Below are 26703 nucleotides of genomic sequence, written 5' to 3' on the forward strand. Positions count from 1 at the left end.
TCCGAAGGCCGTTACCAGGGCCAGATCGATATCCCGTTGTCGCCGATCGGCGAAGCCCAGGCCCAGGCCCTGGGTGAACGCCTGAAGTCGGTGGACATCACCCGTGCCGTCGCCTCGCCGCTGTCGCGGGCGCAGCGCACCGCGCAGCTGGCCCTCGGTGCCGAGCGCGCCGGCATGCTGCTGACCGAGCCGGAACTGCAGGAAATCGCCCACGGTGAGTGGGAAGGCCTGCTGGCCAGCGAAATCAATGAAAAAGACCCCTCGCGCCTGCAGGCCTGGCGCGACGAGCCCGATACGGTGCTCATGCCTGGCGGCGAATCGCTGCGGCTGGTGCTGGACCGCAGCTGGCGCGGCCTGGCCCGCGCCGCCGAAGGGCTGGGCGAGCACGACACGCTGTTGGTAGTGGCCCACGACGCGGTCAACCGGGTGATCCTGTGCCGGATCCTGGGCCTGCCGCTGTCGCGGCTGTGGACCTTCCGCCAGGCACCGACCACGCTCAACCTGCTCGAAGGCGCCGACCTGGACAGCCTGGAAGTCGTGCGCCTGAACGACTGCGCGCACCACACGCCGTTCTTTGGTGAAGCGAAGCATCGGGCGTTGTGAGTTTTTTGAGTGGCCGACTAACAGTCGGCGCTACATTTGCCGACTGACAGTCGGCACTACATTTGCCGTTACCACGATTTATTGCCATGACCAGTACCCGCCCGCATTCCCTCGCCGAATGGCTCAGCTACATCGAGCAGCAGCACCCGGCCACCATCGACATGGGGCTGGAGCGCGTGCGTGCAGTGGCCACCGCCATGGGCCTGGGCCAACCGGCGCCGCACACCATCGTGGTCGGCGGCACCAACGGCAAGGGCTCCACCGTAGCCTTCATCGAGGCGATCGCGCGGGCGGCGGGCTGGAAGGTGGGCGCCTATACCTCGCCACACCTGCTGCGCTACAACGAGCGCGTGCGCATCGATGGCGAAGACGCCTCCGATGCGGCGCTCATTGCCGCCTTCAATGCCATTGAAGATGCGCGCGGCAGTACCACGCTGACCTACTTCGAGTACGGCACGCTGGCCGCATTGCACCTGTTCGCGCAGGCCGGGCTCGACCTGGCCGTGCTGGAAGTGGGGCTGGGCGGGCGCCTGGATGCGGTCAACATCGTCGATGCCGACGTTGCGGTGATCACCACCGTGGACATCGACCATGCCGACTGGCTGGGCGAGGACCGCGAAGCGATCGGTGTGGAAAAGGCCGGCATCATCCGCGGCTGGAAGCCGGTGATCCTGGGCGAGACCGATCCGCCCTCCAGCGTGCTGGCGCGCGCCTACCTGCTGGGCGCCAACGCGATCCGCGGTGGCAGCGATTTCTTCGCCGATACCATCGACGCCCAGCACTGGTCCTGGCGTGACGTGGGCTTCCGCATCGAACTGCCGATGCCGGCGCTGCGCGGCCCGATCCAGCTGCGCAATGCCGCCTCGGCCATCGCCGCGCTGCGCGCGCTGGACAAACCCCTGCCGCGTGCGGCCATCGTCGAGGGCGTGGCCCAGGCCCGCATCCGCGGCCGCCTGCAGGCGTTCGAGCGTGATGGCGTGGAGGTGCTGGTCGATGTCGGCCACAACCCGCAGGCCGCGCGCGAGCTGGCGGCTGCCCTGAAGGCCGCAACGATCACCGGGCGTACCGTGGCCGTGTTCGCCGCATTGCAGGACAAGGATGCCGTCGGTGTGGTCGAGGCACTGGCCGACCGCGTCGATGGCTGGCACCTGGCCGGGCTGGAAGGGGCGCGCGCACAGAGTGCGACGGCATTGCTTGCCCGCCTGGCGGGCACCGCCGCCGCTGCGGCTGCCACCCATGACGACGTGGACACTGCGTTGCAGCAGGCGCTGTCGGCGGCCCAGGCTGGTGACCGCGTGCTGGTCTTTGGTTCCTTCCACACTGCCGCGCAGGCCTTGCTGTGGCTCGAGAACGCCCACTGAGGCGGGCAACAAGCGACAACGTTCAGCCGTCTTCGACGCCGCACACGCGCGCGCCCGTATAATCGCCGTGGCATTCCGCCGCGCCGCCCTGCCAGCCTTCCGTGGATACTCCTCTGAAACAGCGACTGATTGGTGCCATCGTCCTGGTGGCGTTGGCCGTGATTTTCCTGCCCATGCTGGTCAAGGGGCCTGCCCCTGACAGTGGCGTGGCCAACGTGCCGATCACCGCGCCGGACGCGCCGGCCGATGGCCAGTTCCAGACCCGCGAACTGCCGCTGGTGGCCCCCACCGGTGGCGCCACCGGCCTGCAGAGCGGGGTCTCCACCACCCAGCCGCTGCAGCCCGATGCAGCCGCACCGGCCGAGCCGGCGGCCGCCGATACCTCGCCGGCCGTGGCGGCGGGCAACTATGCGGTCAGCTTTGGCGCCTACGGCAGCCAGGCCGACGCCAACGCGGTGATCGCGTTCCTCAAGAAGGCCCAGCTGCCGGGCTTCAGCGAACCGGCCACGATCAACGGCCGCCAGGCCTGGCGGGTGCGCGTGGGGCCGTATGCCGATCGCGCGCAGGCCGAAGCGGCACGCCTGGAAGCGGTCAAGGTGCGCAATGACGTCAAGGCTGAAGTGGTGACGCTGGATGCGCGCGCCGATACCGGCGTGGCTGCGGCCCCGGCGCCGACGCCGGCCACCGCGACGGCACCGGCTGCATCCAGCGCCGCTGCCGCGCCGGCCACCGCGACCGTGAAGACCGAAACGCTGCCACCGGAACCGGTGGCGGCCGCCAAGCCGGCGCCGAAGCCGGAGGCCCCCAAGCCGGAGCCGAAGCCGGCGGCGGCCAAGCCCGAACCCGCCACCGCGGCCGCCAAGCCCGTGGCCGTGCCGACCGCACCGGCGGCCAGCAGCGTCGGCTTCGCCGTACAGCTGGGCGCGTTCGGCCAGGCGACCGAAGCGAACGCGCTGCGCGACAAAGTGCGCGCGGCCGGCTTCAGCGCCTTCGTGGAGCAGGTACGTACCGACAAGGGCACGCTCAACCGCGTGCGCGTCGGTCCCGTCGCCAACCGTGCCGAGGCGGAGAACCTCAAGGCCCAGGTTGCGTCGAAGGTCGGCGTGGCCGGCATGGTCCGGCCGCATCCCTGATGCGGCCCCCCGCACATGATTGATTTCGTGCTGCTGGCGGTGATCGGCATCTCGACCCTGCTCGGGGTCATGCGCGGTTTCGTCAGCATCGTCATCAGCACGTTCTCGTGGCTGCTGGGCGGTTGGGCCGCGCTGATGTTCGGGCGCAGCGCCGCCGCGTGGTGGTCCGCCCCGGCCGCGCCGGGCACCGGCCACTATTTCGCCGGCTACCTCACCGTATTCCTGCTGGTCATGGTCTCGGTCTGGGCGATCGGCCTGGTGATCCGCCAGGCGGTGCGCTCGACCAGCCTGAACGGCGCCGATCGCATGATGGGCGCCGGCCTGGGCCTGGCCCGGGGCGGCCTGATCGCCTGCGCGCTGCTGCTGCTGGGTTCGTACACCCCGCTGACCCGTGAAGCGACCTGGCGCGAGTCGCACCTGCGCGCGATGCTCGACCCCGGGGTGGGCTGGATGCAGGCCAAGATGCCGCGCATGCCGGACCTGCCGCAGATGCCGAACCTCAAGGACATGCAGGGCCTGCAGGGGCTGCCGACGGCGCTGCCGGAGGTGAACATGGCGCAACTGCCCATCGGGGAGTTGGGCAAGCCGGGCGCGACAGGCGATAATGGCGTCCTTGGCCAGTTGCTGGGTGGGCGCGGATGGCCGCGACCGCTGGATGAGACCCCGCAGCAGGCGGTGGACCCCGCCGATGTGTGGGCCAACCAGGCACGGCCAGGCTCCCCCCAGAACATCGACCCGGCGCTCGTGCGCCCGGACGACACCGCTCCGGCACGGAACGGTTCCCCCGGCCAGGCACGGCCACCTTCACAGTAGATGGGCCCAGCCCAGCGGAGATTCGCACCATGTGTGGCATCGTCGGTATTGTCGGCAACCAGAACGTCGCCGGGCAGTTGTATGACGGCCTGACCGTCCTCCAGCATCGTGGCCAGGACGCGGCAGGCATCGCTACCGCCGATGGCACCCGCCTGCGCGTGCAGAAGGCCAACGGCCTGGTGCGCGATGTGTTCGACGCCAAGACCATGTCCACCCTGGAAGGCCGCGTCGGTATCGCCCATGTGCGCTACCCGACCGCCGGTTCGGAGGGCATGGACGAGGCGCAGCCGTTCTACGTCAATTCGCCGTACGGCATCGCGCTGGCCCACAACGGCAACCTGATCAACACCGAGGCGCTGCGCCAGCAGGTGTTCGAACAGGACCGCCGCAACGTGAACACCGATTCGGACAGCGAAGTGCTGTTGAACGTGTTCGCATTCGAGCTGGACGCGCAGCGCCAGCTGACCCCGGAAGCGGCGATCCGTGCGGTGGCTGGCGTACACCGCCGCTGCAAGGGCGGCTATGCGGTGATCAGCGTGGTGCTGGGCCTGGGCCTGGTCGCGTTCCGCGACCCGCACGGGATCCGCCCGCTGGTGCTGGGCAAGCGCGCCCACGCCGAAGGTGATGAGTACATCGTGGCGTCCGAATCGTCGGCGCTGGACGTGCTGGGCTTCCAGCGCGTGCGCGATGTGCGCCCGGGCGAGGCGCTGGTGATCACCGCGCGTGGCGAGCTGTTCTCGGAAGTGTGTGCCGAGCCGGCCGAGCACAGCCCGTGCATCTTCGAGTACGTGTATTTCGCGCGTCCCGATTCGATGATCGACAACGTGTCGGTGCACAAGGCGCGCATGCGCATGGGCATCAAGCTGGGCGAGAAGATCCTGCGCCTGCGCCCGGACCACGATATCGACACCATCATCCCGATCCCGGATACCTCGCGCGATGCCGCGCTGGAAATCTCCAATGTGCTCGGGGTGAAGTACCGCGAGGGCTTCATCAAGAACCGTTACATCGGCCGCACGTTCATCATGCCGGGGCAGGGTGAGCGGGTGAAGTCGGTGCGCCGCAAGCTCAACCCGATCCACCTGGAGTTCCGCAACCGGGTGGTGCTGCTGGTGGACGATTCGATCGTGCGCGGCACCACCAGCCAGCAGATCGTGCAGATGGCGCGCGACGCCGGTGCGCGCAAGGTCTACCTGGCCAGCGCGGCACCGCCGGTGCGCTATCCGAACATCTACGGCATCGACATGCCGGCGGCCGAAGAGCTGGTGGCGCACAACCGCAGCGTGGAGGAAATCGAGGCGCACCTGGGCTGCGACTGGTTGATCTACCAGGACATCGAGGACATGGAAGCGGCGGTGCGCGAAGGCAACCCGGAGCTGAAGTCGTTCGATTCGTCGTGCTTCAACGGCGTGTACCCGACCGGTATCGAGCCGGGCTATTTCGAGCGCATCCAGCAGTTGCGTTCGGACGATGCCAAGCACAAGCGCCGCGCCTGAGGCCTGGCGGTGAGCGCGACGTTGCCGCAGGACGAGGCGGCCGGTGATCTGCTGCGCGCGGCGCAGCAGTGCATGGCCGAGGCGGACCCGCTGCGCAAGGTGGCGCTGACCCAGCAGTACGCGGCGCAGTTCCGCGCGGGGCAGTTGAAGGTGCGCGCGGATGCGCCGCCGCCGGAGCCGATCCGGATGCCGGGGCGGCCGTTGCAGTTGCAGCTGGTGCATCCGCGCGATGTACCGCGGCGGGGCTTGGGCAATGCGGAGGGGCGGGCGGCGTTCATCCATGCGATCGCGCATATCGAGCTCAATGCCATCGATCTGGCGTGGGATGCGGTGTATCGCTTCCGCGGGCTGCCGGGGTCGTTCCATGCGGACTGGGTGGGGGTGGCCGATGATGAGTCGCGGCACTTCCTGCTGTTGCATGGGCGGTTGCAGGCACACGGCCACGATTACGGCGATTTCGCCGCGCACAACGGGCTGTGGGAGATGTGCGAGAAGACGGCGCACGATGGCCTGTCGCGGATGGCGCTGGTGCCGCGGGTGCTGGAGGCGCGCGGGCTGGATGTCACACCGGGGATGATCACCAAGCTGCGTTCGGCCAATGACCATGCTACTGCCGATGTGCTGGAGATCATCCTGCGCGAGGAAGTGGCGCATGTGGCGGCGGGGACGCGCTGGTATCGCTGGTATTGCGAGCGTGCCGGTGTGGAGCCCCGGGCGCGTTTCATCGCGCTGTTGAAGGAATATGCCAACGGGTTTCTATATGGCCCGTTCAATCTTGAGGCGCGGTTGTTGGCTGGGTTCGAGCAGGACGAGCTGGCGGACCTGATCGAGCAGGCGGGTCGTACCGGCCCCGCATCGCAATCGGCGGGATAACCGTGCCGTTGTGCCGGGCTCTGCCCGGCGTCATGCATCTTGGCGAACAGCCTGTTGCCATCGGTTCTCTGGTTTGGCGGGTCGGTGCGGGTTTGCGGGGGACGCCGCAAGTACGTCCCTGTAGGCTTGGTCGCCGCTTGCACGTGTGCGCTGTCCTGCGCACACGGCAAGACCGGGGTTGGGCTCCTGCCCAACCCGTCGGGCGTATACGCCCGACCCATGCGGCTCACACCCCCGCAAACCCGCCCCGACCCACCTTCGACGGTGTATCGGTGGGCAGGGGAACGGCGGGTTGCGGAACGCCGCTAAACGTTCCGTAACACCACGCGTGTTCCGTCTTCTGTTGGCCGGTTGATGTAAAACAACCCTGGCCCGGGCCGGTACGGCAATTCGCGCGTTGCATCGTCGGCGGCATACAACAACGCGGTGTCGCCGAGCGCGTCGAAATTCCAGTGTGCTGATTGCATCAGGTAACGCTGTCGCAACAGCCGTTCCTGCGCTGCATCGAGTGCTTGGCCTGCCAGCAGGCGTGCGGCAATGGGCTTCAGCTCATCCGGCAACGCCATCGCCGGATCCGCATCCGGGGTGCGTGCCCACATCACGCCGGCGGCTGCCGCGCGCTGGTGGATCAGCCTTAGGGCGACCAGCTGGTAGCGCCAGTCGATCTCGCGTTTGAGCACTACTGCGGCATGCGCGAACAGCACCCACTGCGGCAGCACGCTGTCGCTGCCGGCCACGCGCATCTGCTGCCAGCGATGCCATACGTCGACCCAGACGTTGTCTTCGCCCAGGCCCAGTGCGGCCTGCCATCGCCGGCAGGCGGCCTGCGCGCTTGCGTAGACCTGGGTGCTGCGCAGCAGGGCCAGCGGCGGGGTGGTGGTGTCGGGTACGTCGTGGGTGCGGATGCGCTGGCCCTGCGGGCGGGTGAGTAGTTTTGGCCCTTCGATGCGCTGGTCGTAGCCGCCGCCGATGTTGGCGTGCACGCCGGGCAACGCGATCTCGTCGTGTTCGGGCGCGACGGAGGTCAGTGCGAAGTAGTGGCGGTGCTCGTCGCGCGCTGTGAGCTGGACCACCTTGTCGGCGCAGCCGGCGGGCAGGGTGACGTGGGGCAGTTGGTCGCGCTGGCGTGCGTCGATCGCGACCACGGTGTCGAAGAGGCCGACGAAGCGTACGGGGCGGATCGCAGGGGCGGATGGCAGTGTCCAGCCGGTGCGGCGCAGCTGTTCCTGCAGCCAGAGGCGGCCGTCGGGGGCGTTGAGACGGTTGATCGCGTCGCGCGCGGAGGCAGCGCCGCGCGAGAAGCCGAACAGGTCCAGGCGGACCGCGGTCAATGCGTGGGGCGGCAGGGTGCTGGCCAAGGCGCGTAGTGCTTCGGGCAGGCGTACCTCGAGGGCGCGGTGGACCTTGGCGATCACGCCGCTGGGGCCGATGCCGAACGCCAGCCCCATCAGGTCGTCGTCCTTGCCGGTGCGGGTGCCGGCGCCTTCGATGTAGATCGCCAGGGACAGCGTGCCCGGCAACGTGGGTGTAGTCCGCCGGTGGTCGGGGTAGAGCGCGTGCAGTCGCGCGATGTTGGTCAGTCCGTTGCTGAAACTGCTGGTCAGGCGGCTCTGGTAGGGCGAGGCGTCGTCGGCCAGGACGGCAGGGGCGGGTGGGCGCGGTGCGGGGGTGGTGCTGCCGGGGGGGCGCGAGGCGTGCAGCAGGTTGTCGGCGTTGTTGCGGGTGCCGTCGAAGAACAGGCCGATCTGCAGCGTGACCGGCACGGTGGTGGTCGGAGTGGGCTGCCCTGCCATGGCCTCGGTTCCCCTGTCGATGCGCGTTTAAGGTAGCGCGAAAGCGACACAGGCGCGACGTAACTGAACCGCTGTGGCCGCCGGTCACAGTTCGGAAATCTCATTGGTGCGCTCTATTGAATTCACGCGATCGATTGGCGCCAGATGGTGTGGCCTGCCGACAGGGGCGGTGGCGCGAACACGTTCACTTCCGAAGTTCACTCAACGAGAGAGGCGACATGATGTCCAGTTCGATGAGAAAGACCGCAGGTGCGATCACGTTGTTCCTGGCCGCCGTGGGTACGGCGGCGGCGGCTCCCCTGTTCCAGCCGGTGACGGTGTTGAGCCGGGCCGCTGCGGCCAGCCAGCCGGCCGCGCAGGCTGTGTTGTCGGCGCCCTCCAGCGCCGCCGTGCAGGAAGTCCGCGTTGAGGCCGGCGCGGTGGTGGCGGCGCAACGGCAGCTGGAGTTCGAGCTGCTCGGCACGCCCGTGCAGGCGCTGCAGCAGCGGGTGGAGAACCTGCCCGATGGTGGCAGCATCTGGTACGGCAGCCTGCAGAACGCGGGGTCGAAACTGACCCGCCAGGCCGGTACGCAGGATCCGGGCAACTCGGTGATCCTGGTGCGCAATGGCGACACCGTCACCGGTTCAATCCGCAAGGACGGCACGCTGTACCGGCTGCGCCCGCTCAGCGATGGCCGCCATGTGCTGGTGCAGGTGGATGAGTCGCGCATGCCGGCCGAACACCCGGCCGATTACAACACGCTGCCGAAGATCGAGATGCCGGCCAGTGATCGCGCCGGCATTGCGGCGGCCTCGTCGGGCACGCCGGCCACCATCCGGGTGCTGGTGGTGGCCACCAACGCGGCGGTGAACGCCTACGGCGGCAACATGCAGTCATTGGTGCAGCTGGCGGTGGCCGAGTCGAACCAGGGTTACACCAACAGCAACGTCGGCATCACCATGCAGCTGGCCGGGTACCAGGCCGTGGCGTACACCGAGACCGGGAACTTCAGCACCGACCTGGCTCGCTTCCGCTCGACCAATGATGGCTACATGGATGCCATCCACACCACCCGCAACAGCACCGCAGCCGACGTGGCAGTGCTGATCATCAACAACAGCAGCTACTGCGGGCTGGCATCCGGGATCGGCTCGACGGCATCGAGCGCCTTCGCGGCCGTGTATTGGGACTGCGCTACCGGCTACTACTCGTTCGCGCATGAGATCGGCCACCTGCAGAGCGCGCGGCACGATATCGCCACCGACTCCAGCACCTCGCCGTATGCCTACGGCCATGGGTATCGCTACCAGCCGGCCACCGGCGCGCGCTGGCGCACGATCATGGCCTACGACTGCACCTCAGGCTGCCCGCGCCTGAACTTCTGGTCCAATCCCAACATCAGCTACAACGGGATTCCGATGGGCATCGCCTCCAGTGCCGACAACCAGCGCGTGCTGGTCAACACCAAGGCGGCGGTGGCTGCGTTCCGCTGATGGTTTCCGGAGCACACGACCAACGGTTGTGTGCTACCGGGTAGGTATCGACCGTTGGTCGATACGCTCCTACGCCAATGAATCCAGCGTCCACCCCTGCGGGGTGACCCGCAGCACCGAGCCCTGCTCGTACCAGTCGCCCAGCACGATGCGCGTGCACGCGCGGCCGCCGGCCTGCAGGCTGTGGATGGCAGGGCGGTGGGTGTGGCCATGGATCATCGTGTCCACCCCATGCCGCACGAAGGTCGCGGTGACCTCATCGGGCGCCACGTCGGTCACGGTCTCGAAGGTGGCGCGGTCACCCTGTTTCATTTCCGACTGGCGCGCCTGGCTGGCATCGCGCGCTTTCTGCGCGAAGGCGATGCGTGCGGCCAGCGGCTGGGCCAGGAACTGGGCCTGGAACACCGGGTCGCGGGTCTGTGCGCGGAACTGCTGGTAGGCCACATCATCGGTGCACAGCAGGTCGCCGTGCTGCAGCAGCACCGGGGTGCCGTACAGGTCGATCACGCTCGGGTCGGGCAGGATGCGGAAGCCGGCGCGACGGGCGTAGTCCTCGCCCACCAGGAAATCGCGGTTGCCGCGGATGAAGTACACCGGCACCCCGGCGTCTGCGACCGCCTTGAGCGCGTCGGCCACCGCATCGGCGGCGGGGGAGGGGGTGTCATCGCCGATCCAGGCCTCGAACAGGTCGCCCAGGATGTACAGGGCATCGGCCTGCATCGCCTCGCGGCGCAGGAAGTCCAGGAACAGGTCGGTGATGGCTGGACGGCTCGGGTCCAGATGCAGATCGGAGATGAACAGCGTAGTCATGCCCGTATTGTAGATCGTCAGGTCCGTAGAGCCACGCCCTGCGTGGCTGCGCGAAATCTGCCATCCCTCACACCGGCAGGGACAACCATTGCAGGCTGGCGCCTGCCAACGCCGTGGCAATCGCCGTGGCGGCCAGCACGTCGCTGGGGTAATGCAGCCCCAGCACCACCCGCGACACCCCTACCGCCGCCGTGAACGGCACCAGCACCGGCGCCAGCCACGGGTAGTAGGCCAGCGCCACGATGGTGAACGACACCGCATGCAGGGTGTGCCCGGACGGGAAACTGAATTCGTCCAGCGGCGCCACCCAGGCACGGATGCGCAGGTCGGCCGCATAGGGGCGGGGGCGCCGGGTCCAGCGCTTCAGGCTTTTGTACAGCAGCAACGCCATCAGGCCGGTAGCGGCCATGTGCAGCGACGCGCGCAGGCCATCGAAGCCGTCCAGCAGCACCAGTGCGCCCATCAGCGCATACCAGAACATTCCGTCGCCGAGGCGGCTGACCATCGAGAACGCGCGGCGCACGCGGCGGTGCCGACAATAGTGGTTGGCGCGCCGGCACCAGCGGGTTTCGCGCCCGCGCAGGGCATCAAGCGGCGTGGTCCGCATGCGACCTCCGGGCACTGGCCAGTTCGGCAAGCAGGGCCTCGAACTCGGCGACGACCTGCTGCGGATGCAGCCGCGTCATCGCCACGGCCGCATTGCGGCCCAACCGGTCGCGCTCGGCGTCATCGCCGGCCAGGCGCACGGCCGCATTGACGAAAGCGTTGTCATCGTCCACCGCTACCCCGTTCTCATCGGTGCGCAGGTGCTCGCGGGCCGCGCCGTAGTCGAATGCCACCGTAGTCACGCCACTGGCCATCGCTTCCAGCGTGACGTTGCCGAAGGTCTCGCTGCGGCTGGGGAACAGGAACAGGTCGCCGCTGGCAAAATGGCGCGCCAGCGCATCGCCGCGCTGCACCCCACAGAAGATGAAGTCCGGGTTTTCATGGGCCAGTTTCTCGCGGGCCGGGCCATCGCCCACCCACACGAAGCGGGCCTTGGGCCGCACCTGCTGCAGCCGGCGGAACGCTTTCACCGCCAGCGCCAGGTTCTTTTCCGCAGCGATGCGTCCCACGTAGATCGCCGCGAAGCCGCTGCCGTCGATGCCCCATTCCTCGCGCAGTGCCGGGTCGCGCCGCGTCGGCTCGAACTGGCTGCTGTCCACCGCGCGTGCCAGCAGGCGCACCCGGTCGAAGCCCTGGTCGCCGAGGAACTGCTGCAGCTCCTGGGTGGGCACCAGGGTGGCATCGGCCTGGTTGTGGAAGCGCCGCATCCAGCGCAGGGCGGCGGCCTGCAACCAGGCCACGCCGTAGTCGGGCAGGTATTCGTCGAAGCGGGTGTGGAAGCCGGTGGCGACCGGAATACCCAGGCGCCGCGCGGTGCGCAGTGCCGACCAGCCCAGCGGGCCCTCGGTGGCGATGTAGATGGCATCCGGCCGCTGCTGCTGCCACTGCCGGGCGAGCCGCTTGGGGGCCGGCAGTCCGAAGCGCAGGCCGGGGTAGCGGGGCAGCCCGGCGCCCTGCACCAGCAGCGCACCGCCGGCATCGGTGTCGTCGGCCTGGCGCGGGCGCACCAGGTCCACCTCATGCCCGGCCGCGCGCAGTCCCTGTTCCAGTCCCTGCACGGTCAGGGCAACGCCGTTGACTTCGGGGGGGTACGTTTCAGTGACGATGGCATAGCGCATGGCGGGCCTCCGGTTTGAAGGCATGCTCGGGGCTGGCGATGTAGCCGACATGACATCGACATGACCGGCACATGACGCCGCGCCGGGCACAAAAAACCACGGCCCCGAAGGGCCGTGGTCATCGTGCATCAACCGCGCAGGGCGATCAGAAACGCTGCTGGTACTTCATGTAGATGAAGCGACCGATGTCGTAACCGCCGTAGTACGAGAAGGCCGAGTTCGGCTTGCTGTACATGATCGGGCCCAGCTTGTCGAAGACGTTGTTGGCGCCGACCGACACGGTGGCTTCCCACGGCAGGTTGTAGCGGAACTGCAGGTCGTGGAAGGTGACCGAACCACGCTCGTTGTAGTTGCGCGAGCCCTTGTACCACGGTGCGTACTGGTTCGGATCCGAGCACTCTTCCGGGTACAGCGCGATGTTGGCGCACTGTTCCTTCACCCCGGAGTAATAGCGGGCGGTCCAGCTCATGCCGAAGTTTTCCAGGTCCCAACCCAGCACCAGGTTGGAGCGGACGCGGAAGCCGCTGCCGATGCCATTGGTGGGGGTCGGCACGACGCTGGCGTCATTGGTCGAACGGTAGATGTTGCTCGACACGTAGGTGGTGGCCGAGTTCAGCGAGAACTTGCCGAAGTCGGTGTCCATCCGGTAGTTCAGGTCCAGGTCGTAGCCTTCGGTTTCGAGGAAACCGGCGTTGCGGTTGCCGAACTTCAGGTTGGTCACGATGCCGGTGACCGGATCGCGTTCGAAGCGCGAGCAGCGCGCGTCGATGCCCTGCTCATAGCAGTCGATCAGGATCTGGGTGGGGGTGTCGGCAATGATCGTGTTGTCGATGCGGATCTTCCACCAGTCCAGCGAGGCGTTGAAGTTCTGGATGAAGCCGGGGCTCCACACCAGGCCCAGCGTCTTGCTCTTGGAGGTTTCCGGGGTCAGCGTCGGGTTGGAGCCGGAGGTGAACGGCACCGGGGTGGCATCGGTAGCCACGGTCACCGGCGTGCCGCCCTGGCGCAGCTGGCGGAACGTGGCGGCGCTGGCGATGTCACGCGAGCAGCGGGCGCGCACTTCGGCGCTGGTGCGCGAAGAGCCGAACACGGTGTCGCACGGATCGCTGAACTGCGCGAAGGTTTCCGAACCGCCACCGAACAGGTCGTTGATGGTGGGCGAACGGAAGCCTTCGGCCCAGGTACCGCGCACCATCAGCGAGTCGATCGGCTTCCACTTGAAACCGAACTTGCTGTTGAGCGTGTTGCCGAAGGTGTCGTAGTCCGAGAAGCGGGTGGCGCCGTTGAAGGTCAGTTCCTTCGCACCGGGCAGGTCGGCCAGCACCGGGATGTTGAGCTCCAGGTAGGCTTCGTTGACGGTGTAGTCGCCACCGGTCGGGCCGGCGGCCAGGTTGGTGGTGGCACCGGTCTGGGCCAGCGCATCGGGGGTGTACTTGCCTTCTTCCTTGCGGCTTTCAACGCCGAAGGCGAAGCCCAGGTCGCCGGCCGGCAGGGTGAAGATGGAACCGGCGATGTTGGCGAAGAAGTTCTTCGAGGTGGTGCGGCCCTTGGTGGTTTCTTCCGGGAACAGCCACGCCTGCAGCTCCTCATTGCCATACAGGCCGTTCGGCGCGGTCACGCCGTACGCCACCAGCGGGTTCCACGGCTTGCACACGTCGAACGAGATCGGGGCGGCGGCGGTACCGCACTGCACCTGGCCCTGCGCGTTGAGGAACGACGGACCCACGCCGCCGGCGACACGCGCCTTGTGCAGGTTGCCGGTGGCCACCGATTCCAGTTCATTGCGGTTGTACTGGTAGCCCGCTTCCCAGTCGAAGTAGCGCTCGCCGATGTCGAACGAACCGTCGAACGAGGCCACCGCGCGGTAGGTCTTCAGGTTGCTGGTGGTAACGCGCGGAACTTCCCAGGTACGACGATTCCAGGCCACTGCGGTCGGCGTGGCATAGCCGTGCTGGTTGCCGAACGGATTGAAGTAGCTGTTGATCGACATCGAGCCGACCCCGGCGGTGCTGGACTGCAGCGGGTAACCGGCGATCTGGCGGCTCGACTCACGCTCGTTGTAACCCAGCTCGGTGCGGAAGTTGATGCTGTCGGTGATCGCAAAGCGCCCATCGAAGTACACCGAATCGCGCTTGAGCGGATACATCACGTGCATCTGGTCGTTGGCGTTGCTCACATCACCGGTGAACGGGGTGGTGTCGGTGCGGTGGTAGTTGCCCGGCAGGGTCGGGTCCGAACCGCGGTTGAGCGAGTAGCCGCAGCCGGCAGTGGCCGTGCAGCCCGGGCCGCGCAGACCGGTGATCTGGCCGTACTGGCTGATGGTGGTCCAGTTGCTGGAATCCAGCGGGTGGCGATCGGTCATGCCGTACTGGCTGAAGCCACGGTCGCGCGCCCACACGCCCTTCTCTTCAGCGTGTTCGGCCGACAGGGTCAGCGAGATGCGGTCATTGCTCCAGCCGGCCACCACGTCGAAGCGGTCGCGGGCGCCGTCGCCTTCGCTGTACTGACCGTGGTAGACGTTGGCGGTGACGCCGGTGACGTTGCCGCGGGTGATGATGTTGACCACGCCGGCCATCGCGTCGGAACCATAGATGGCCGAGGCGCCGTCCTTCAGCACTTCGATGCGCTCGACGGCGGAGACGGGCAGGGTCGACACGTCCTGGTAGCCGGAGGTGCTGATGCCCAGGCGCTTGCCATTGACCAGCACCAGCGTGCGCTGGGTGCCCAGGTTGCGCATGTCGATGTAGGTGCCGCCGGCGTTCTCACCGGCGGTCAGCGCGTTGGCGCGGCTGATCGTCGGGCTGCCCATGGCGGTCACGTTCTGCAGGATGTCGGCGACCGAGCTGAAGCCCTGGCGCTCGATGTCGGTGCGGCTGATCGCAAACACCGGCTGCGCGGTTTCCACGTCCACCGTACGGATGCGCGAACCGGTGATCTCGATGCGATCCAGGTTGGTGGGGTTCGGCGCGTCCTGTGCCATGGCCGGGGCGGCCACCAGGCCAGCGGTACCGGCGACCAGGGCATAGCGGATCGCCTGCCCGAGTACGTTGATGCGTGAAGTCATTTGGCTCTCTCTCTGGTTCAGAACTGAATCAAAAGAGGTAGGCGGGGGTCCCAAGTGCCCCGCGTTCCTCGAAAACCAGCCCAAATGGGCCGGTGACTCGATCTTAGTCCCAGTCGTTAAGCCGGTGTAAAGCTTTTGCCAAAAAAAATTCACCTCTTCGTAACCAAATAGACAAATTTCCTTATGCATCAATGGATTGTGAAGATTTGCTGAATCTGTCCGATGTATCCGGATATGTCGCAATGTATCAGGATGCTGCGACGCAGCACGTGGATCTGCGCACACCGTCACGTATGGTGGCGCAGTGTCTGTAGCGGCAGCGAGGCGGGTGCCGCGGACGCGGCTCAGGCCACGAACGGGCGGAACTGGACGCCGAGCCCGGCCATGCCATCGGTTTCGCCGATCAGGTCGGCGCGCAGCAGTGGCCGGGCATCGATGTAGGCCTGCGGCAGGATCAGCGACATCCGGCTGTCGTCGGCGCTGAGCTCCAGCGCCGGCACGGGGGTGTCCTCATGGGCACGGTTGAGCAGCACCGCCAGCCGGAGCAGGGCGGTCATGCGCCGGGCCGGCAACAGCAGGCGTTCGGGCAGGGCGTCGAACGCGGATTTGGAGACGTTGCGGCGGTGGCTGCGCACCAGCGCGGCCAGCAGCTGCTGTTCCTGGCGCGAGAAGCCGGCGATGTCCGAGTTCTCCAGCACGTAACTGCCATGCACGTGGTAGCCGCTGTGGGCGATCATCAGGCCCAGCTCGTGCAGGCGCGCTGCCCAGCCGAGCATGCGTGCGTCGTCCGGGTCCAGGTTCCAGCTGCCTTCGACCTGGGCGAACAGGTCCAGCGCGGTGCGCTGCACGCGATCGGCCTGCACGGTATCGATGCCGTAGCGCAGGGTCAGCGCGTCCACCGATTCGTCGCGCAGGTCGTTCTCGCTGGCGCGGCCCAGGATGTCGTACAGGATGCCTTCGCGCATCGCCGCCTTGCTGACCAGCAGCTTCTGCAGGCCCAGCGCCTGGAACGCCGCTTCCAGCACCAGGATGCCGCCGGCGATGATCGGCCGACGATCGGGCGACAGCCCGGGCAGGTTGATGTCCTCGATGCGCTTGGCCTTGAGCAGCTCATCGCGCAGCTGCGGCAGCGCTTCGGCGGTGATCGCGCCCTTGCTCAGCTTCATGGTGGCGCAGATTTCGCTGATCGCCTTGTGCGTGCCTGACGAGCCCAGCGCTTCGTGCCAGCCCAGCGCGCGGTACTTGGTGGCGAACTGCTGGAACTCGGCGCCGATCTCGGTCAGCGCATCCTTCCAACGGCGTTTGCTCAGCTTGCCGCCCGGGAAGAAGCGCCGGGTGCTGGCGATGCAGCCGGCCTGCAGGCTTTCGCGCTCCAGGGTCTGCATGCCCTGGCCGATGATGAATTCCGTGGAGCCGCCGCCGATGTCGATCACCAGCCGGCGCTGGTCCGGCTTGGGCGGCTGCGCATGGGCCACGCCCAGGTAGATCAGGCGGGCCTCTTCGCGCCCGCTGACCACTTCGATGGCATGCCCCAGCGCGGTTTCGGCCGGCATCAGGAACGCCTGCGGCGAGCGCAGCTGGCGCACGGTGTTGGTAGCCAACGCGCGCACGCGTACCGAAGGAATGCCACGGATGCGCTGGCCGAACCGGGCCAGGCACTCCAGCGCGCGTTGGCGCGCGTCGGCCGACAGGCCGCCCTTGCCATCCAGGCCATCGGCCATCCGCACGGTCTCGCGCAAGCGGTCGACCACGCGCAGCTGCCCGAGCGTGTAGCGCGCGATGACCATGTGGAAGCTGTTCGAACCGAGGTCGACGGCGGCGAGCAGGTCGCCATCCTGCAGGGCGGGCGGAGTCGTGGAGGTATGCGGCATTTGCGAATGGTAGCCGAAGGGTGGGTCGCGGCGTCACCGCACGGCCTTCACATGATGCGACCGGAGGCCGCACCGAACGAATCCCGACCAACGGTCGGGATCTACCCGGGTTGTAGATCTTCGATCTACAACCCTTGCATCAACGCCATCTGCGCCGAGTGCGGGGGCTGGTCGGGGCCGGGGCTGCATTTGCGGTACTCGCCGTCGGCGTGCAGTTCCCAGGCGTTGAGGTTGTCGTCCAGGTAGTTCTGCAGCACATCGCGGTACACCTTGCGGGCCAGCTCCGGGTCCAGGATCGGGAAGCAGGTCTCCACCCGGCGCAGCAGGTTGCGCTCCAGCCAGTCGGCGCTGGCGCAGTACAGCTCGGACGCGCCGTCGTTGCCGAACCAGTAGACGCGGCTGTGTTCCAGGAAACGGCCCACGATGGAACGGACCCGGATGTTGTCCGAGACCCCCGGTACGCCCGGGCGCAGCGTGCACGCCCCGCGCACGATCAGGTCGATCTGCACCCCGGCCTGCGATGCGGCATACAGCGCACGCACCACCTGCGGTTCGTTGAGGGCATTCATCTTGGCGATGATCCGCCCCGGGCGGCCGTTCTGGGCCAGGTGCATCTCGCGCTCGATCCGCTGCAGCAGCCCGTCGTGCAGGGTGAACGGCGACTGCAGCAGGCGCTTCAGGCGCGTGCGCGGGGCCAGCCCGGACAGCTGCTGGAACAGCAGGTGCACGTCGTTGCCGATATCGGCATCGGCGGTGATCAGGCTCAGGTCGGTGTACGCCCGCGCGGTGCCGCTGTGGTAGTTGCCGGTGCCCAGGTGCACGTAACGGCGCAGCTTGCGGCCTTCGCGGCGCACGATCAGCAGCATCTTGGCGTGGGTCTTGTAGCCCACCACGCCGTACACCACCTGCACGCCCGCTTCCTGCAGGCGGTCGGCCAGGCCCAGGTTGGCTTCCTCGTCGAAGCGCGCGCGAAGCTCCACCACCACGGTGACGTCCTTGCCGTTGCGTGCGGCCTGGATCAGCGCATCGACGATCAGCGAATCCTTGCCGGTGCGGTACAGCGTCTGCTTGATCGCCAGCACGTTCGGGTCCACCGCGGCCTGCTTGATCAGGTCGAGCACGGCGGTGAAGGCGTCGAAGGGGTGGTGCAGCAGCACGTCCTTGCGTGCCACCACCTCGAAGATGCCGTCGCTGTCGCGCAGCGTGCGCGGGCTCATCGGCGGGTACTTGAGTTCCGGTCGGGCCAGCAGGTCGTACAGCTGGATGACACGGTTGAGGTTGACCGGGCCGTCGATGCGGTACACCGCGTTCTCGGTCAGGCCGAAGTTCTGCAGCAGCGTGCGCACGATGTCGCGCGGACAGTCCTGGGCGATTTCCAGCCGCACCGCCGGCCGGTAGCCGCGATCGACCAGCTCGTCGCGCAGTGCCAGCGCCAGGTTCTCCACTTCTTCCTCGTCCACCACCAGCTCGGAATTGCGGGTCACCCGGAACTGATAGGCACCCTGGACTTCCATGCCCGGGAACAGTTCGCCGACGAAGGTGGACAGCACCGAGGACAGGAACACGAAGGTCTGCGGCCCGCCCAGGGTCTGCGGCAGCTGGATGATGCGCGGCAGCGAGCGCGGCGCGCGCACGATGGCCAGGTGGCCGGCGCGGCCGAACGCATCGGTGCCCTTGAGCACCACCACGATGTTCAGCGATTTGTTGAGGATCTTCGGGAACGGGTGCGACGGATCCAGGCCCAGCGGCGACAGCACCGGCATGATCTCGTTGCGGAAGTAGGCGCGCAGCCAGCGCTTCTGGCGGTGGTTCCAGGAGTGCCGGCCCAGCACGTCGATGCCGGCCTCGTGCAGCGCGGGGCGCAGCGTGTCGTTCCAGCAGCGGTACTGCTGGTCCACCAGCTCCGCGGCGCGGTCATGGATGGCGTTGAGGATGGTCTGCGGCGCCATCCCATCCGGCGCCGGCGGCAGGCCGAATTCCTGCGCGTGGCGCACCGCGGCGGCGCGGATCTCGAAGAACTCGTCCAGGTTGGTGCAGGAGATGCACATGAAGCGCAGCCGCTCCAGCACAGGTACCTGCGGGTCCATCGCCTGGGCCAGCACGCGGAAGTTGAAATCCAGCTGCGACAGCTCGCGGTTGATGTACAGGGCCGGGTCGCGCAGTGGATCGGTTTCCGCCGGCATGGCGATGGGAACGAGGGTGCTCATGCGGAGGAGTCTTCTGCAGAGGAAAGGGTGGCCACGTCGGTGCGCTCGCGCACGTGGTCGGCATCGAAGTGGCACGAGAACACGCTGCCCTTGCCGACCTCGCTCTGGATCTCCAGGCGCGCGTGGTGCAGGCCCAGGATGTGCTTGACGATCGACAGGCCCAGCCCGGTGCCACCGCTTTCGCGCGAGCGGCTGCTGGAAACGCGGTAGAAACGCTCGGTCAGGCGCGGCAGGTGGGTGGCGGGAATACCATAGCCGGTATCGCGTACCGCCAGCACCACGCCGTGGCCTTCGCGGGCCAGCTCCACCTCGACCCGGCCGCCGGCCGGGGTGTAGCGCACCGCGTTGGTGACCAGATTGGAAAAGGCGCTGTGCAGTTCCTTGTTGGAGCCCTGCAGGTCCACCCCGGCGCTGTCGATCACGCTGATCTGGTGGCGGCCCTGGCTGTGCGCCTCGGCTTCGCGGCGCAGCGTGGCCAGCATCGGCGCCATCGCCACGGTTTCTTCTTCGGTGTGTTCCTGCGATTCCAGCCGCGACAGGGTCAGCAGGTCTTCGACCAGCTGGGCCATGCGCTGCGACTGCCTGCGCATTTCCTCCAGCATCGGCCCGGTGCCGGGGAAATCCTCCGGCTCCATCATGTCCAGGTAACCGTGCACCACCGTCAGCGGCGTGCGCAGCTCATGCGAGACGTTGGCCACGAAGTCGCGGCGCACCTGCTCCAGCCGCAGCAGCTTGCTCACATCGCGCGCGATCAGCAGCCAGTAGTCGGGCGAATAGGGAATCAGGCGCAGGTTGAGCCGGATCGCCGGATCGACCGGGGAGGGCACGTCCAGGATCGGTTCGGCATTGCGGCCGCCGGCCAGCCAGTGCGCCAGCGGCATCGGCTGCAGGCGCGCGACCAGAGCCTCGCCCAGGTCACCGGGATGGTGCAGGCCGAGCAGCGTGGTGGCCGATTCGTTGAACCACTGCACGCGCTGGCTGTTGCGGTCCACCACCACCACCGCATCCGGCAACGCGGCGGCAGCAGCGCGGTAGCTGCGCAGCATGTCCAGCAGGCGCCGCTTGCGCGTGCGCATTTCCAGCTGGTTGCGGTACAGCAGCCGGTCCAGTTCGTTCCAGACCCCGTTGCCGCCGCTCATGTCCCAGCGCTGGCGCGCGGTGAGCCGGCGCAGCACCTTGCGCAGCCGCCAGTAGTGCCAGGCCAGCGCACCAATGGAGGCCAGTGCGATGCACATCCACACATGCCCGGTGGCGAGGCCCACCAGGCCGGCGGCAAGCAGCAGCACGGCGAGGGTGGCAAGGGTTTTCAACCAGGCGGAGCGGATGTGGCGCGGCATTGCGGTCCCAGGAAAAAATCAGGTCGAGGTCGAGAACCGGTAGCCTGCACCGCGCACGGTCTGCACCATGTTTTCAGCGCCGAACGGTTCCAGCGTCTTGCGCAGCCGGCGGATGTGCACATCGATGGTGCGCTCCTCCACATATACGCTGCCGCCCCACACATGGTCCAGCAACTGGGCACGGGTGTATACGCGCTCGGGGTGGGTCATGAAGAAGTGCAGCAGGCGGTACTCGGTCGGGCCGATCGGCACCGGCTGGTCGCCGGCGAACACCCGGTGCGCGGCACCGTCGATGCGGATGCTGCCCACCGCCACGCTGCCGTCCTCGTCGTCGTCGCGCGCCCGCCGCATCACGGCACGGATGCGGGCCAGCAGTTCGCGGGCCGAGAACGGTTTGACCACGTAGTCATCCACCCCGGCTTCGAGCCCGCCGACGCGGTCGTTCTCTTCGCCGCGCGCGGTCAGCATGATGATCGGCACCTCGCGGGTGAGGGCCTCCTTGCGCCAGCGCCGGGCCAGGTCCAGCCCGCTGGTGCCCGGCAACATCCAATCCAGCAGGATCAGGTCCGGCACGCGGTCGGCGATGGCCGTCTGCGCTTCGCGGGCGTCACCGGCGTGGATCGGGTCGTAATCACCCTTGCGCAGGGCAAAGGCGACCATTTCGCGGATCGCGGGTTCGTCATCGACGATCAGGATGCGTTTCTGCACGTGCCCACCGTATTGCTCATCAGACCGGGATTGAGCCCAGTAGACTACGGTTTCATGACATGTTTGTGACGGCCATGAGGGCATTGCCATCCCACGGTCATCCGCGCACGGTTCAGCGCCGTTCCAGCTCCGGGTCGTTGATGCCCTGCCGGCGCATCTCCAGCACGGTGGGGGTGATGCTCTCGATCCGCGCATCCACCCGGGCCCGGCCCACGTAATCCAGTGCGGGCTGCTTCTTGAGCGCCTGCAGCTGCATCAACGCCTGCTCCGGCCGGCCGTTCAGGAACGCGGCCTCGGCGTAGGCCTCGCTGGCGCGCAGGGTGTCGCCGGCCAGCTCGCTGGCGCGGGCATAGCGCTGCTGGAACACCGGATCGTTGCCGCTTTGCGACAACAGCGGGCGCAGCATCGCCTGCGCGCGCTGGCCGGCTTCGCGCCCGCCCTGTTCGTTCAGGATCTCGGCGTAGGTCAGCGCCACCGGGCGGCTGCCGGGGTGCTGGCGCAGCAGCGCGTCGAAGCGGGCGTTGGCCTGGGCCGGCTGGCCCGAGCGCGACTCGGACTCGGCCAGCGCCAGTGCCACCCACAGGTTGTCCGGGTGGTCCTTGAGCAGTTCGGTGAGGTCGCGCCGGGCCTCGGCCGCACCGCTGTTGCGCAGGCGCGCCAGGGCCAGCCCATAGCGCTGGGCGTCGTTGAGGCCGCTCTTCTGCGCGCGCTGCAGGTTCTGGTACTCGGTGGCCAGCTCGCCCGGGGTATCGGCGCTGAGCACGCGCAGGCGCTCGCGCGCCCACTCGAACTGGCCAGTGCCGCCCCGGCTCAGCGAATTCACCGAGATCTGCATCGAGGAAGGCAGCAGCGGGTTGGTGCGCCGGACCAGCGGGTCGGACAGCGCCGGGTCGGCCGGGTCCACCCGTTCCTGGCGCACCCCGCCGGGCACTTCGGTGGTGAGCAGCACCGTGTCCTTCTTCATCTGCTCGGCGCGGGCCTTGGCTTCGCTGATGCGGGTGGTGTTGACCGGGTGGGTCTGCAGGAAATCCGGGACCGAATAGCCGCCGGCATTGCCGCGCATCGAGGCGGACATGCGTTCGAAGAAGCCGGCCATCGCATCCACGTCGTAGCCGCTGCGGGCCAGGGTGCGGATGCCCAGGCGGTCGGCCTCCGATTCGTTGCTGCGGGTGTAGTTGATCTGGCGCTGCTGCATCAGCCCCATGCCGGAGGTGATCGCGGCCATGGTGGCATCGCCGGAGGAGTTGCCGCCAGCCTGCTGCGCGGCCACCACCGCCGCCAGCATGCCCAGCAGGATCGGGATCTGGTCGCGCTGGGCCCGTTCCACCCCGCGCAGCACGTGCTGCTGGGTGACGTGGGCGATTTCGTGGGACAGCACCGCGGCCACCTCGTCCTCGCGTTCTGCGGTCAGCACCAGCCCGGCGTTGACCCCCACGTAGCCGCCCAGGGTGGCGAAGGCGTTGATCTGCCGGTCCCGGAGCATGAAGAACGTGTAGGACTGGCGCGGCTGGGCGCTGTTGGAGCCCAGCCGCGCGCCCATGGTCTGCAGCCAGTCGTCCACCAGCGGGTCATCCAGCAGGAAGCCGTAGTTGCGCAGCTCGCGCAGCATCATCCCGCCGTACTCGGCCTGGCGCGCCGGGGTCAGCAGTTCACCGGCCGACGAGCCGATGTCCGGCAGCTTGCTGTCCTGGGCCGACGCCAAGGGGGCGGCCAAGGCCAGGGTCAACGCGGCAGAGAGCAGCAAAGGGCGCAAACAGGAACTCCTGGGGCTGCGGGTGATCCGCAGTGTTGCGGTGATGACATGGAAAATCCAGCGCAGGGCTACCATATACAGACACTCGTTCTGCCGTGGAGTTTCCCGTGAGCCAAGATGTCGCTTCCAACCCGGGTGGGACGCCGCCCATCACCATCTATTCGACTGCCGTCTGTCCGTACTGCGTGGCGGCCAAAAACTTCCTGAAGAGCAAGGGCCAGAGCTGGACCGAGGTCCGCATTGACCTGGACCCGGTCGAGCGCGAGAAGATGATGGCCAAGACCCGCCGCACCAGCGTGCCGCAGATCTTCGTCGGTGAAGTCCATGTGGGCGGGTACGACGACATGATGGCCCTGCACCGCGAAGGAAAGCTTGAGCCGCTGCTGAACGGGGAAGGCGCATGAGCGCTGCGGACGACGCCGGCAAGGACCGGATCGCCGAGTTCACCGAGTTCCGCCAGCGCATGAACCAGCGCATCCTGGGTGAGCCCAATCAGGTGGTGCGGCGCTTCTTCGCGCTCGACACCCAGACCTACCAGGCCGGCGCACTGGATGTGAAGACCAAGGAGCTGCTGGGCCTGGTCGCCTCGATGGTGCTGCGCTGCGACGACTGCATCAGCTACCACGTGGCCCAGTGCAAGGACGCCGGGGTGACCCGCGAGGAGTTCTTCGAGACCTTCTCGGTCGGTTTGGTGGTGGGTGGTTCGATCGTGATCCCGCACCTGCGCCGGGCCGTGGACTTTTTGGACCAGCTGGAAGGCGGCGCTGCAGCCCCGGCCGTCCACGAACATTGATGCATGGCGCCGCCCGACCAACGGTCGGGCGCTACCCCGGCGCGTCACGGCGCCTGTAGGTACCGACCGTTGGTCGGTACGGATCGCCCGCGTGGCCATGGGGCCGCAGGCCCGGTAGCTACCGACCGTTGGTCGGTACGGGCCCAGGCGATCGGTGGGCCGGCCAACGGTCGGCGCTACCTTGGTCTATTTGGGGTCCGGGGGCTGGCTGGGGCATAATTGCGGGTGAAACTTCCCTTGCGCCGACGCTCCGGACCCCGGACCCACGGCGCTCCCCCTCGGTTCGGAAACAGATCAAATGACGCAGAAAATCACGGTCATCCGCGGTGACGGCATCGGCCCGGAGATCATGGACGCCACCCTGTTCGTGCTCGGCAAGCTGGACACCGGCTTTGAGTACGAAGATGCCGACGCTGGCCTGGTCGCGCTGGAAAAGCACGGCGACCTGATGCCGGCCTCCACCCTGGAATCGATCGCACGCAACAAGATCGCCCTGAAGAGCCCGCTGACCACGCCGGTCGGTGGTGGCTTCACCTCGATCAACGTCAGCCTGCGCCGCCACTTCGACCTGTACGCCAACGTGCGTCCGGCGGTATCGTTCCCCAACACCAAGTCGCGTTTCGGAGACGGCGTGGACCTGGTCACCGTGCGTGAGAACACCGAAGGCGCCTACCTGGCCGAAGGCCAGGAAGTGTCGGCCGACGGTGAAACCGCGTTCTCCGGCACCCGCATCACCCGCAAGGGCTCCGAGCGCATCGTGCGCTACGCCTTCGAGCTGGCCCGCAGCACCGGCCGCAAGAAGGTCACCGCCGTGCACAAGGCCAACATCATCAAGTCGACCTCGGGCCTGTTCCTGGCCGTGGCGCGCGAAGTGGCGGCCAAGTACCCGGACATCGAGTTCCAGGAAATGATCGTCGACAACTGCTGCATGCAGCTGGTGATGCGTCCGGAGCAGTTCGACGTGATCGTCACCACCAACCTGTTCGGCGACATCATCTCCGACCTGTGCGCCGGCCTCGTCGGCGGCCTGGGCCTGGCCCCGGGTGCCAACATCGGTGAGAACGCGGCGATCTTCGAAGCCGTGCACGGCACCGCCCCGGACATCGCCGGCCAGGGCAAGGCCAATCCGTGCGCGCTGCTGCTGGCGGCCGCGCAGATGCTGGACCATGTCGGCCAGACTGAAAACGCCGAGCGCCTGCGCAAGGCCATCGTGGCCACGCTGGAAGCCAAGGACTCGCTGACCGGCGACCTCGGCGGCACCGGCAACACCATGGGCTTCGCCCAGGCCATCGCCAGCCGCCTGTAACCGGGCGCGGTAGAGCCGACGGTAGAGCCGACGGTAGAGCCGACGGTAGAGCCGACTGTCAGTCGGCTGCTCCACAGGTAGAGCCGACTGTCAGTCGGCTGCTCCAAAAAAAAGGGCACCCCATCGGGTGCCCTTTTTCGTTGCGTTTACGTGCGGTCGAACAGCAGCCGACTAACAGTCGGCTCTACCCGCGTTGATGCTACGCCTCAACGCTGCTGCAACTTCGACAGCAGCCGCAGGAATTCCACATACAGCCACACCAGGGTGACCATCAGGCCGAACGCGCCGTACCACTCCATGTACTTCGGTGCGCGCGCGGCGGCGCCGGTTTCGATGAAGTCGAAGTCCAGCACCAGGTTCAGCGCGGCCACCACCACCACGAACAGGCTGAAGGCGATGCCGAGCCAGCTGGCTTCATGGATCACCGGCACGTTGATGTTGAAGAAGCTGAGCACGAACGAGGCCAGGTACAGCAGCGCGATGCCGCCAGTGGCTGCCACCACGCCCAGCTTGAAGTTCTCGGTGACCTTGATCAGGCCGCTGCGGTAGGCCGCCAGCAGGGCAAACAGGGTGCCGAAGGTGAGCAGCACGGCCTGGAATACGATGCCCGGGAAGCGCGCTTCGAACACCGCCGAGATCGCGCCCAGGAAGAAGCCTTCCACCAGCGCGTACATCGGCGCGGTGACCGGCGACCATTCCTTCTTGAACACCGTCACCAGGGCCAGGACCAGCCCGCCGATGGCGCCGCCGATGGCATAGATCATCGCGCCCGGGGCGATCTGGCCGTCGGCGCCGATGGCCTGGCTCCAGGCGAAGGCAGCAGTGAGCACGGTCAGCAACAGCAGGATGCCGGTCTTGTTGACCGTGCCGTTGATGGTCATCACCTGGTCGGGCGAGGTCACCACCGAGCCGCTGGCCAGGTCGAGGAACGTCGACTCCGAAAGTGCGGGATTGCCGCTGCGCATTGCCAATCTCCTTGAAGGGTAGGGGTAGGGCCGTCCGGCCGCTGCAGAAAGCATAGCGCCCGATCACGAATGTGAAAAACCTTGTGAAAACCGTTGACAGATGCCTCGCCGATTCCCACAATAGCCGACTCTTTCGGGGGGAACCTCGAGGGATCAAACCACCGGGGTATAGCGCAGTCTGGTAGCGCGCCTGCTTTGGGAGCAGGATGTCGGGGGTTCGAATCCCTCTACCCCGACCACATCCCGCTGCTCAAAACGGGATGGGAATGCGACAATCCGGTCCGGGCGCCCGTAGCTCAACTGGATAGAGCACCGGCCTTCTAAGCCGGCGGTTACAGGTTCGATTCCTGTCGGGCGCACCATCGGTGCAAGCGTCAGGATGTTTCAAACGAATAAACAGGTTTCAGTGGTGGCTGTAGCTCAGTTGGTTAGAGTACCGGATTGTGATTCCGGTGGTCGGGGGTTCGAATCCCCTCAGCCACCCCACTGATTTGAAGGACCCGTTTCACCAGAAGTGGATCGGGGTTGCAAAAAAAGGCGCAAACGCTACACTGTGCGCCTGGGATTTCAGGGCTGTTAGCTCAGTTGGTAGAGCAGTTGACTCTTAATCAATAGGTC

The 26703-nt window shown here is 67.3% G+C and carries 21 protein-coding genes and 4 tRNA genes (1 of these 25 running past the window's edge); 14 read left to right on the forward strand and 11 right to left on the reverse strand.

Going from position 1 to position 26703, the window contains the following annotated elements:
• The 6 genes from ACQG3P_RS01815 to ACQG3P_RS01840 form a co-directional block, all read left to right on the forward strand.
• A partial coding sequence (locus ACQG3P_RS01815) for a histidine phosphatase family protein (RefSeq protein WP_426804032.1) occupies positions 1–603 on the forward strand: 603 nt, incomplete at its 5' end.
• A gap of 86 nt (positions 604–689) precedes the next feature.
• On the forward strand, positions 690–1964 hold the full coding sequence (gene folC, locus ACQG3P_RS01820) for a bifunctional tetrahydrofolate synthase/dihydrofolate synthase (RefSeq protein ID WP_426804033.1): 1275 nt from the start codon (positions 690–692) through the stop codon (positions 1962–1964).
• A 101-nt stretch (positions 1965–2065) separates the two neighbouring features.
• Complete coding sequence (locus ACQG3P_RS01825) at positions 2066–3097, forward strand: SPOR domain-containing protein (protein ID WP_426804034.1); 1032 nt, start codon at positions 2066–2068, stop codon at positions 3095–3097.
• Between the two features lie 15 nt (positions 3098–3112).
• Positions 3113–3910: a CvpA family protein gene (locus ACQG3P_RS01830; RefSeq protein ID WP_426804035.1), complete on the forward strand. Its 798-nt coding sequence runs from the start codon at positions 3113–3115 to the stop codon at positions 3908–3910.
• A gap of 29 nt (positions 3911–3939) precedes the next feature.
• Entirely contained in the window at positions 3940–5406 is a 1467-nt protein-coding gene (gene purF, locus ACQG3P_RS01835; protein ID WP_068849542.1) for an amidophosphoribosyltransferase, read from the forward strand.
• Positions 5407–5478: 72 nt separating this feature from the next.
• Positions 5479–6279 carry a ferritin-like domain-containing protein gene (locus tag ACQG3P_RS01840; protein WP_426804230.1) on the forward strand — a complete coding sequence of 267 codons (801 nt, stop codon included), beginning with the start codon at positions 5479–5481 and terminating at the stop codon, positions 6277–6279.
• A 305-nt stretch (positions 6280–6584) separates the two neighbouring features.
• On the opposite strand, the gene ACQG3P_RS01845 is transcribed toward ACQG3P_RS01840, so the two are convergent.
• The gene (locus ACQG3P_RS01845; protein WP_426804036.1) at positions 6585–8072 is read right to left on the reverse strand and encodes a DUF2235 domain-containing protein; all 1488 of its coding nucleotides are present in this window, start codon (positions 8070–8072) and stop codon (positions 6585–6587) included.
• Positions 8073–8290: 218 nt separating this feature from the next.
• Here ACQG3P_RS01845 and ACQG3P_RS01850 point away from each other — a divergent pair, with 218 nt between their 5' ends.
• Entirely contained in the window at positions 8291–9547 is a 1257-nt protein-coding gene (locus tag ACQG3P_RS01850) for a zinc-dependent metalloprotease (protein WP_068849546.1), read from the forward strand.
• 69 nt (positions 9548–9616) lie between these two features.
• Here the strand turns inward: ACQG3P_RS01850 and lpxH are convergent, their stop codons facing one another.
• From lpxH to ACQG3P_RS01895, 9 genes are all read right to left on the reverse strand, one after another.
• On the reverse strand, positions 9617–10357 hold the full coding sequence (gene lpxH / locus ACQG3P_RS01855; RefSeq protein WP_093533243.1) for a UDP-2,3-diacylglucosamine diphosphatase: 741 nt from the start codon (positions 10355–10357) through the stop codon (positions 9617–9619).
• 67 nt (positions 10358–10424) lie between these two features.
• A complete protein-coding gene (locus tag ACQG3P_RS01860; protein ID WP_426804037.1) occupies positions 10425–10964 on the reverse strand; it encodes a phosphatase PAP2 family protein in 540 nt (179 codons plus the stop codon).
• Positions 10945–12081 (reverse strand): glycosyltransferase family 4 protein, encoded by a 1137-nt coding sequence (locus tag ACQG3P_RS01865; RefSeq protein ID WP_426804038.1) that lies wholly within the window; start codon positions 12079–12081, stop codon positions 10945–10947. The genes ACQG3P_RS01860 and ACQG3P_RS01865 overlap by 20 nt, the downstream gene beginning before the upstream one ends.
• 145 nt (positions 12082–12226) lie before the next feature.
• Positions 12227–15145: a TonB-dependent receptor domain-containing protein gene (locus tag ACQG3P_RS01870; protein ID WP_210131940.1), complete on the reverse strand. Its 2919-nt coding sequence runs from the start codon at positions 15143–15145 to the stop codon at positions 12227–12229.
• A 344-nt stretch (positions 15146–15489) separates the two neighbouring features.
• The gene (gene ppx / locus ACQG3P_RS01875) at positions 15490–17016 is read right to left on the reverse strand and encodes an exopolyphosphatase (RefSeq protein ID WP_068849555.1); all 1527 of its coding nucleotides are present in this window, start codon (positions 17014–17016) and stop codon (positions 15490–15492) included.
• 125 nt (positions 17017–17141) lie between these two features.
• Complete coding sequence (ppk1, locus tag ACQG3P_RS01880) at positions 17142–19199, reverse strand: polyphosphate kinase 1 (RefSeq protein ID WP_414715903.1); 2058 nt, start codon at positions 19197–19199, stop codon at positions 17142–17144.
• A 20-nt stretch (positions 19200–19219) separates the two neighbouring features.
• The gene (gene phoR, locus ACQG3P_RS01885) at positions 19220–20560 is read right to left on the reverse strand and encodes a phosphate regulon sensor histidine kinase PhoR (RefSeq protein ID WP_068849559.1); all 1341 of its coding nucleotides are present in this window, start codon (positions 20558–20560) and stop codon (positions 19220–19222) included.
• Between the two features lie 18 nt (positions 20561–20578).
• Positions 20579–21268, reverse strand: a complete 690-nt coding sequence (phoB, locus tag ACQG3P_RS01890) for a phosphate regulon transcriptional regulator PhoB (RefSeq protein ID WP_068849561.1) — start codon at positions 21266–21268, stop codon at positions 20579–20581.
• A 112-nt stretch (positions 21269–21380) separates the two neighbouring features.
• Positions 21381–23021, reverse strand: a complete 1641-nt coding sequence (locus ACQG3P_RS01895) for a M48 family metalloprotease (RefSeq protein WP_095364538.1) — start codon at positions 23019–23021, stop codon at positions 21381–21383.
• Between the two features lie 107 nt (positions 23022–23128).
• On the opposite strand from ACQG3P_RS01895, the gene grxC reads away from it, so the two are divergent.
• From grxC to ACQG3P_RS01910, 3 genes are all read left to right on the forward strand, one after another.
• Complete coding sequence (gene grxC, locus ACQG3P_RS01900) at positions 23129–23425, forward strand: glutaredoxin 3 (protein WP_068849564.1); 297 nt, start codon at positions 23129–23131, stop codon at positions 23423–23425.
• Entirely contained in the window at positions 23422–23814 is a 393-nt protein-coding gene (locus ACQG3P_RS01905; protein WP_093533249.1) for a carboxymuconolactone decarboxylase family protein, read from the forward strand. The genes grxC and ACQG3P_RS01905 overlap by 4 nt, the downstream gene beginning before the upstream one ends.
• Positions 23815–24112: 298 nt before the next feature.
• A complete protein-coding gene (locus tag ACQG3P_RS01910) occupies positions 24113–25120 on the forward strand; it encodes an isocitrate dehydrogenase (protein WP_068849569.1) in 1008 nt (335 codons plus the stop codon).
• Between the two features lie 206 nt (positions 25121–25326).
• On the opposite strand, the gene ACQG3P_RS01915 is transcribed toward ACQG3P_RS01910, so the two are convergent.
• Positions 25327–26085, reverse strand: coding sequence for a Bax inhibitor-1/YccA family protein (locus tag ACQG3P_RS01915; RefSeq protein ID WP_426804039.1), 759 nt, complete (start codon positions 26083–26085; stop codon positions 25327–25329).
• 162 nt (positions 26086–26247) lie between these two features.
• Between ACQG3P_RS01915 and ACQG3P_RS01920 the strand changes: the two genes are divergently transcribed.
• The 4 genes from ACQG3P_RS01920 to ACQG3P_RS01935 form a co-directional block, all read left to right on the forward strand.
• Positions 26248–26324, forward strand: a tRNA-Pro gene (locus tag ACQG3P_RS01920).
• A gap of 46 nt (positions 26325–26370) precedes the next feature.
• Positions 26371–26447, forward strand: a tRNA-Arg gene (locus ACQG3P_RS01925).
• Between the two features lie 47 nt (positions 26448–26494).
• Positions 26495–26571, forward strand: a tRNA-His gene (locus ACQG3P_RS01930).
• Between the two features lie 84 nt (positions 26572–26655).
• Positions 26656–26703: transfer RNA gene (locus ACQG3P_RS01935), tRNA-Lys, on the forward strand (it continues 128 nt past the right edge of the window).

Origin of the sequence: Stenotrophomonas sp. SrG, from assembly GCF_050031795.1 — a bacterium.
In the GTDB taxonomy this organism is placed as follows: Bacteria; Pseudomonadota; Gammaproteobacteria; order Xanthomonadales; family Xanthomonadaceae; genus Stenotrophomonas; species Stenotrophomonas rhizophila_A.

Bases quoted from the DNA above. Each gene is read 5' to 3' on its own strand.
- folC (WP_426804033.1), top strand. From the start codon at position 690: ATGACCAGTACCCGCCCGCATTCCCTCGCCGAATGGCTCAGCTACATC.
- ACQG3P_RS01830 (WP_426804035.1), top strand. From the start codon at position 3,113: ATGATTGATTTCGTGCTGCTGGCGGTGATCGGCATCTCGACCCTGCTC.
- purF (WP_068849542.1), top strand. From the start codon at position 3,940: ATGTGTGGCATCGTCGGTATTGTCGGCAACCAGAACGTCGCCGGGCAG.
- ACQG3P_RS01840 (WP_426804230.1), top strand. From the start codon at position 5,479: ATGGCCGAGGCGGACCCGCTGCGCAAGGTGGCGCTGACCCAGCAGTAC.
- ACQG3P_RS01845 (WP_426804036.1), bottom strand. From the start codon at position 8,072: ATGGCAGGGCAGCCCACTCCGACCACCACCGTGCCGGTCACGCTGCAG.
- ACQG3P_RS01850 (WP_068849546.1), top strand. From the start codon at position 8,291: ATGATGTCCAGTTCGATGAGAAAGACCGCAGGTGCGATCACGTTGTTC.
- lpxH (WP_093533243.1), bottom strand. From the start codon at position 10,357: ATGACTACGCTGTTCATCTCCGATCTGCATCTGGACCCGAGCCGTCCA.
- ACQG3P_RS01860 (WP_426804037.1), bottom strand. From the start codon at position 10,964: ATGCGGACCACGCCGCTTGATGCCCTGCGCGGGCGCGAAACCCGCTGG.
- ACQG3P_RS01865 (WP_426804038.1), bottom strand. From the start codon at position 12,081: ATGCGCTATGCCATCGTCACTGAAACGTACCCCCCCGAAGTCAACGGC.
- ACQG3P_RS01870 (WP_210131940.1), bottom strand. From the start codon at position 15,145: ATGACTTCACGCATCAACGTACTCGGGCAGGCGATCCGCTATGCCCTG.
- ppx (WP_068849555.1), bottom strand. From the start codon at position 17,016: ATGCCGCATACCTCCACGACTCCGCCCGCCCTGCAGGATGGCGACCTG.
- ppk1 (WP_414715903.1), bottom strand. From the start codon at position 19,199: ATGCCGGCGGAAACCGATCCACTGCGCGACCCGGCCCTGTACATCAAC.
- phoR (WP_068849559.1), bottom strand. From the start codon at position 20,560: ATGCCGCGCCACATCCGCTCCGCCTGGTTGAAAACCCTTGCCACCCTC.
- ACQG3P_RS01905 (WP_093533249.1), top strand. From the start codon at position 23,422: ATGAGCGCTGCGGACGACGCCGGCAAGGACCGGATCGCCGAGTTCACC.
- ACQG3P_RS01910 (WP_068849569.1), top strand. From the start codon at position 24,113: ATGACGCAGAAAATCACGGTCATCCGCGGTGACGGCATCGGCCCGGAG.
- ACQG3P_RS01915 (WP_426804039.1), bottom strand. From the start codon at position 26,085: ATGCGCAGCGGCAATCCCGCACTTTCGGAGTCGACGTTCCTCGACCTG.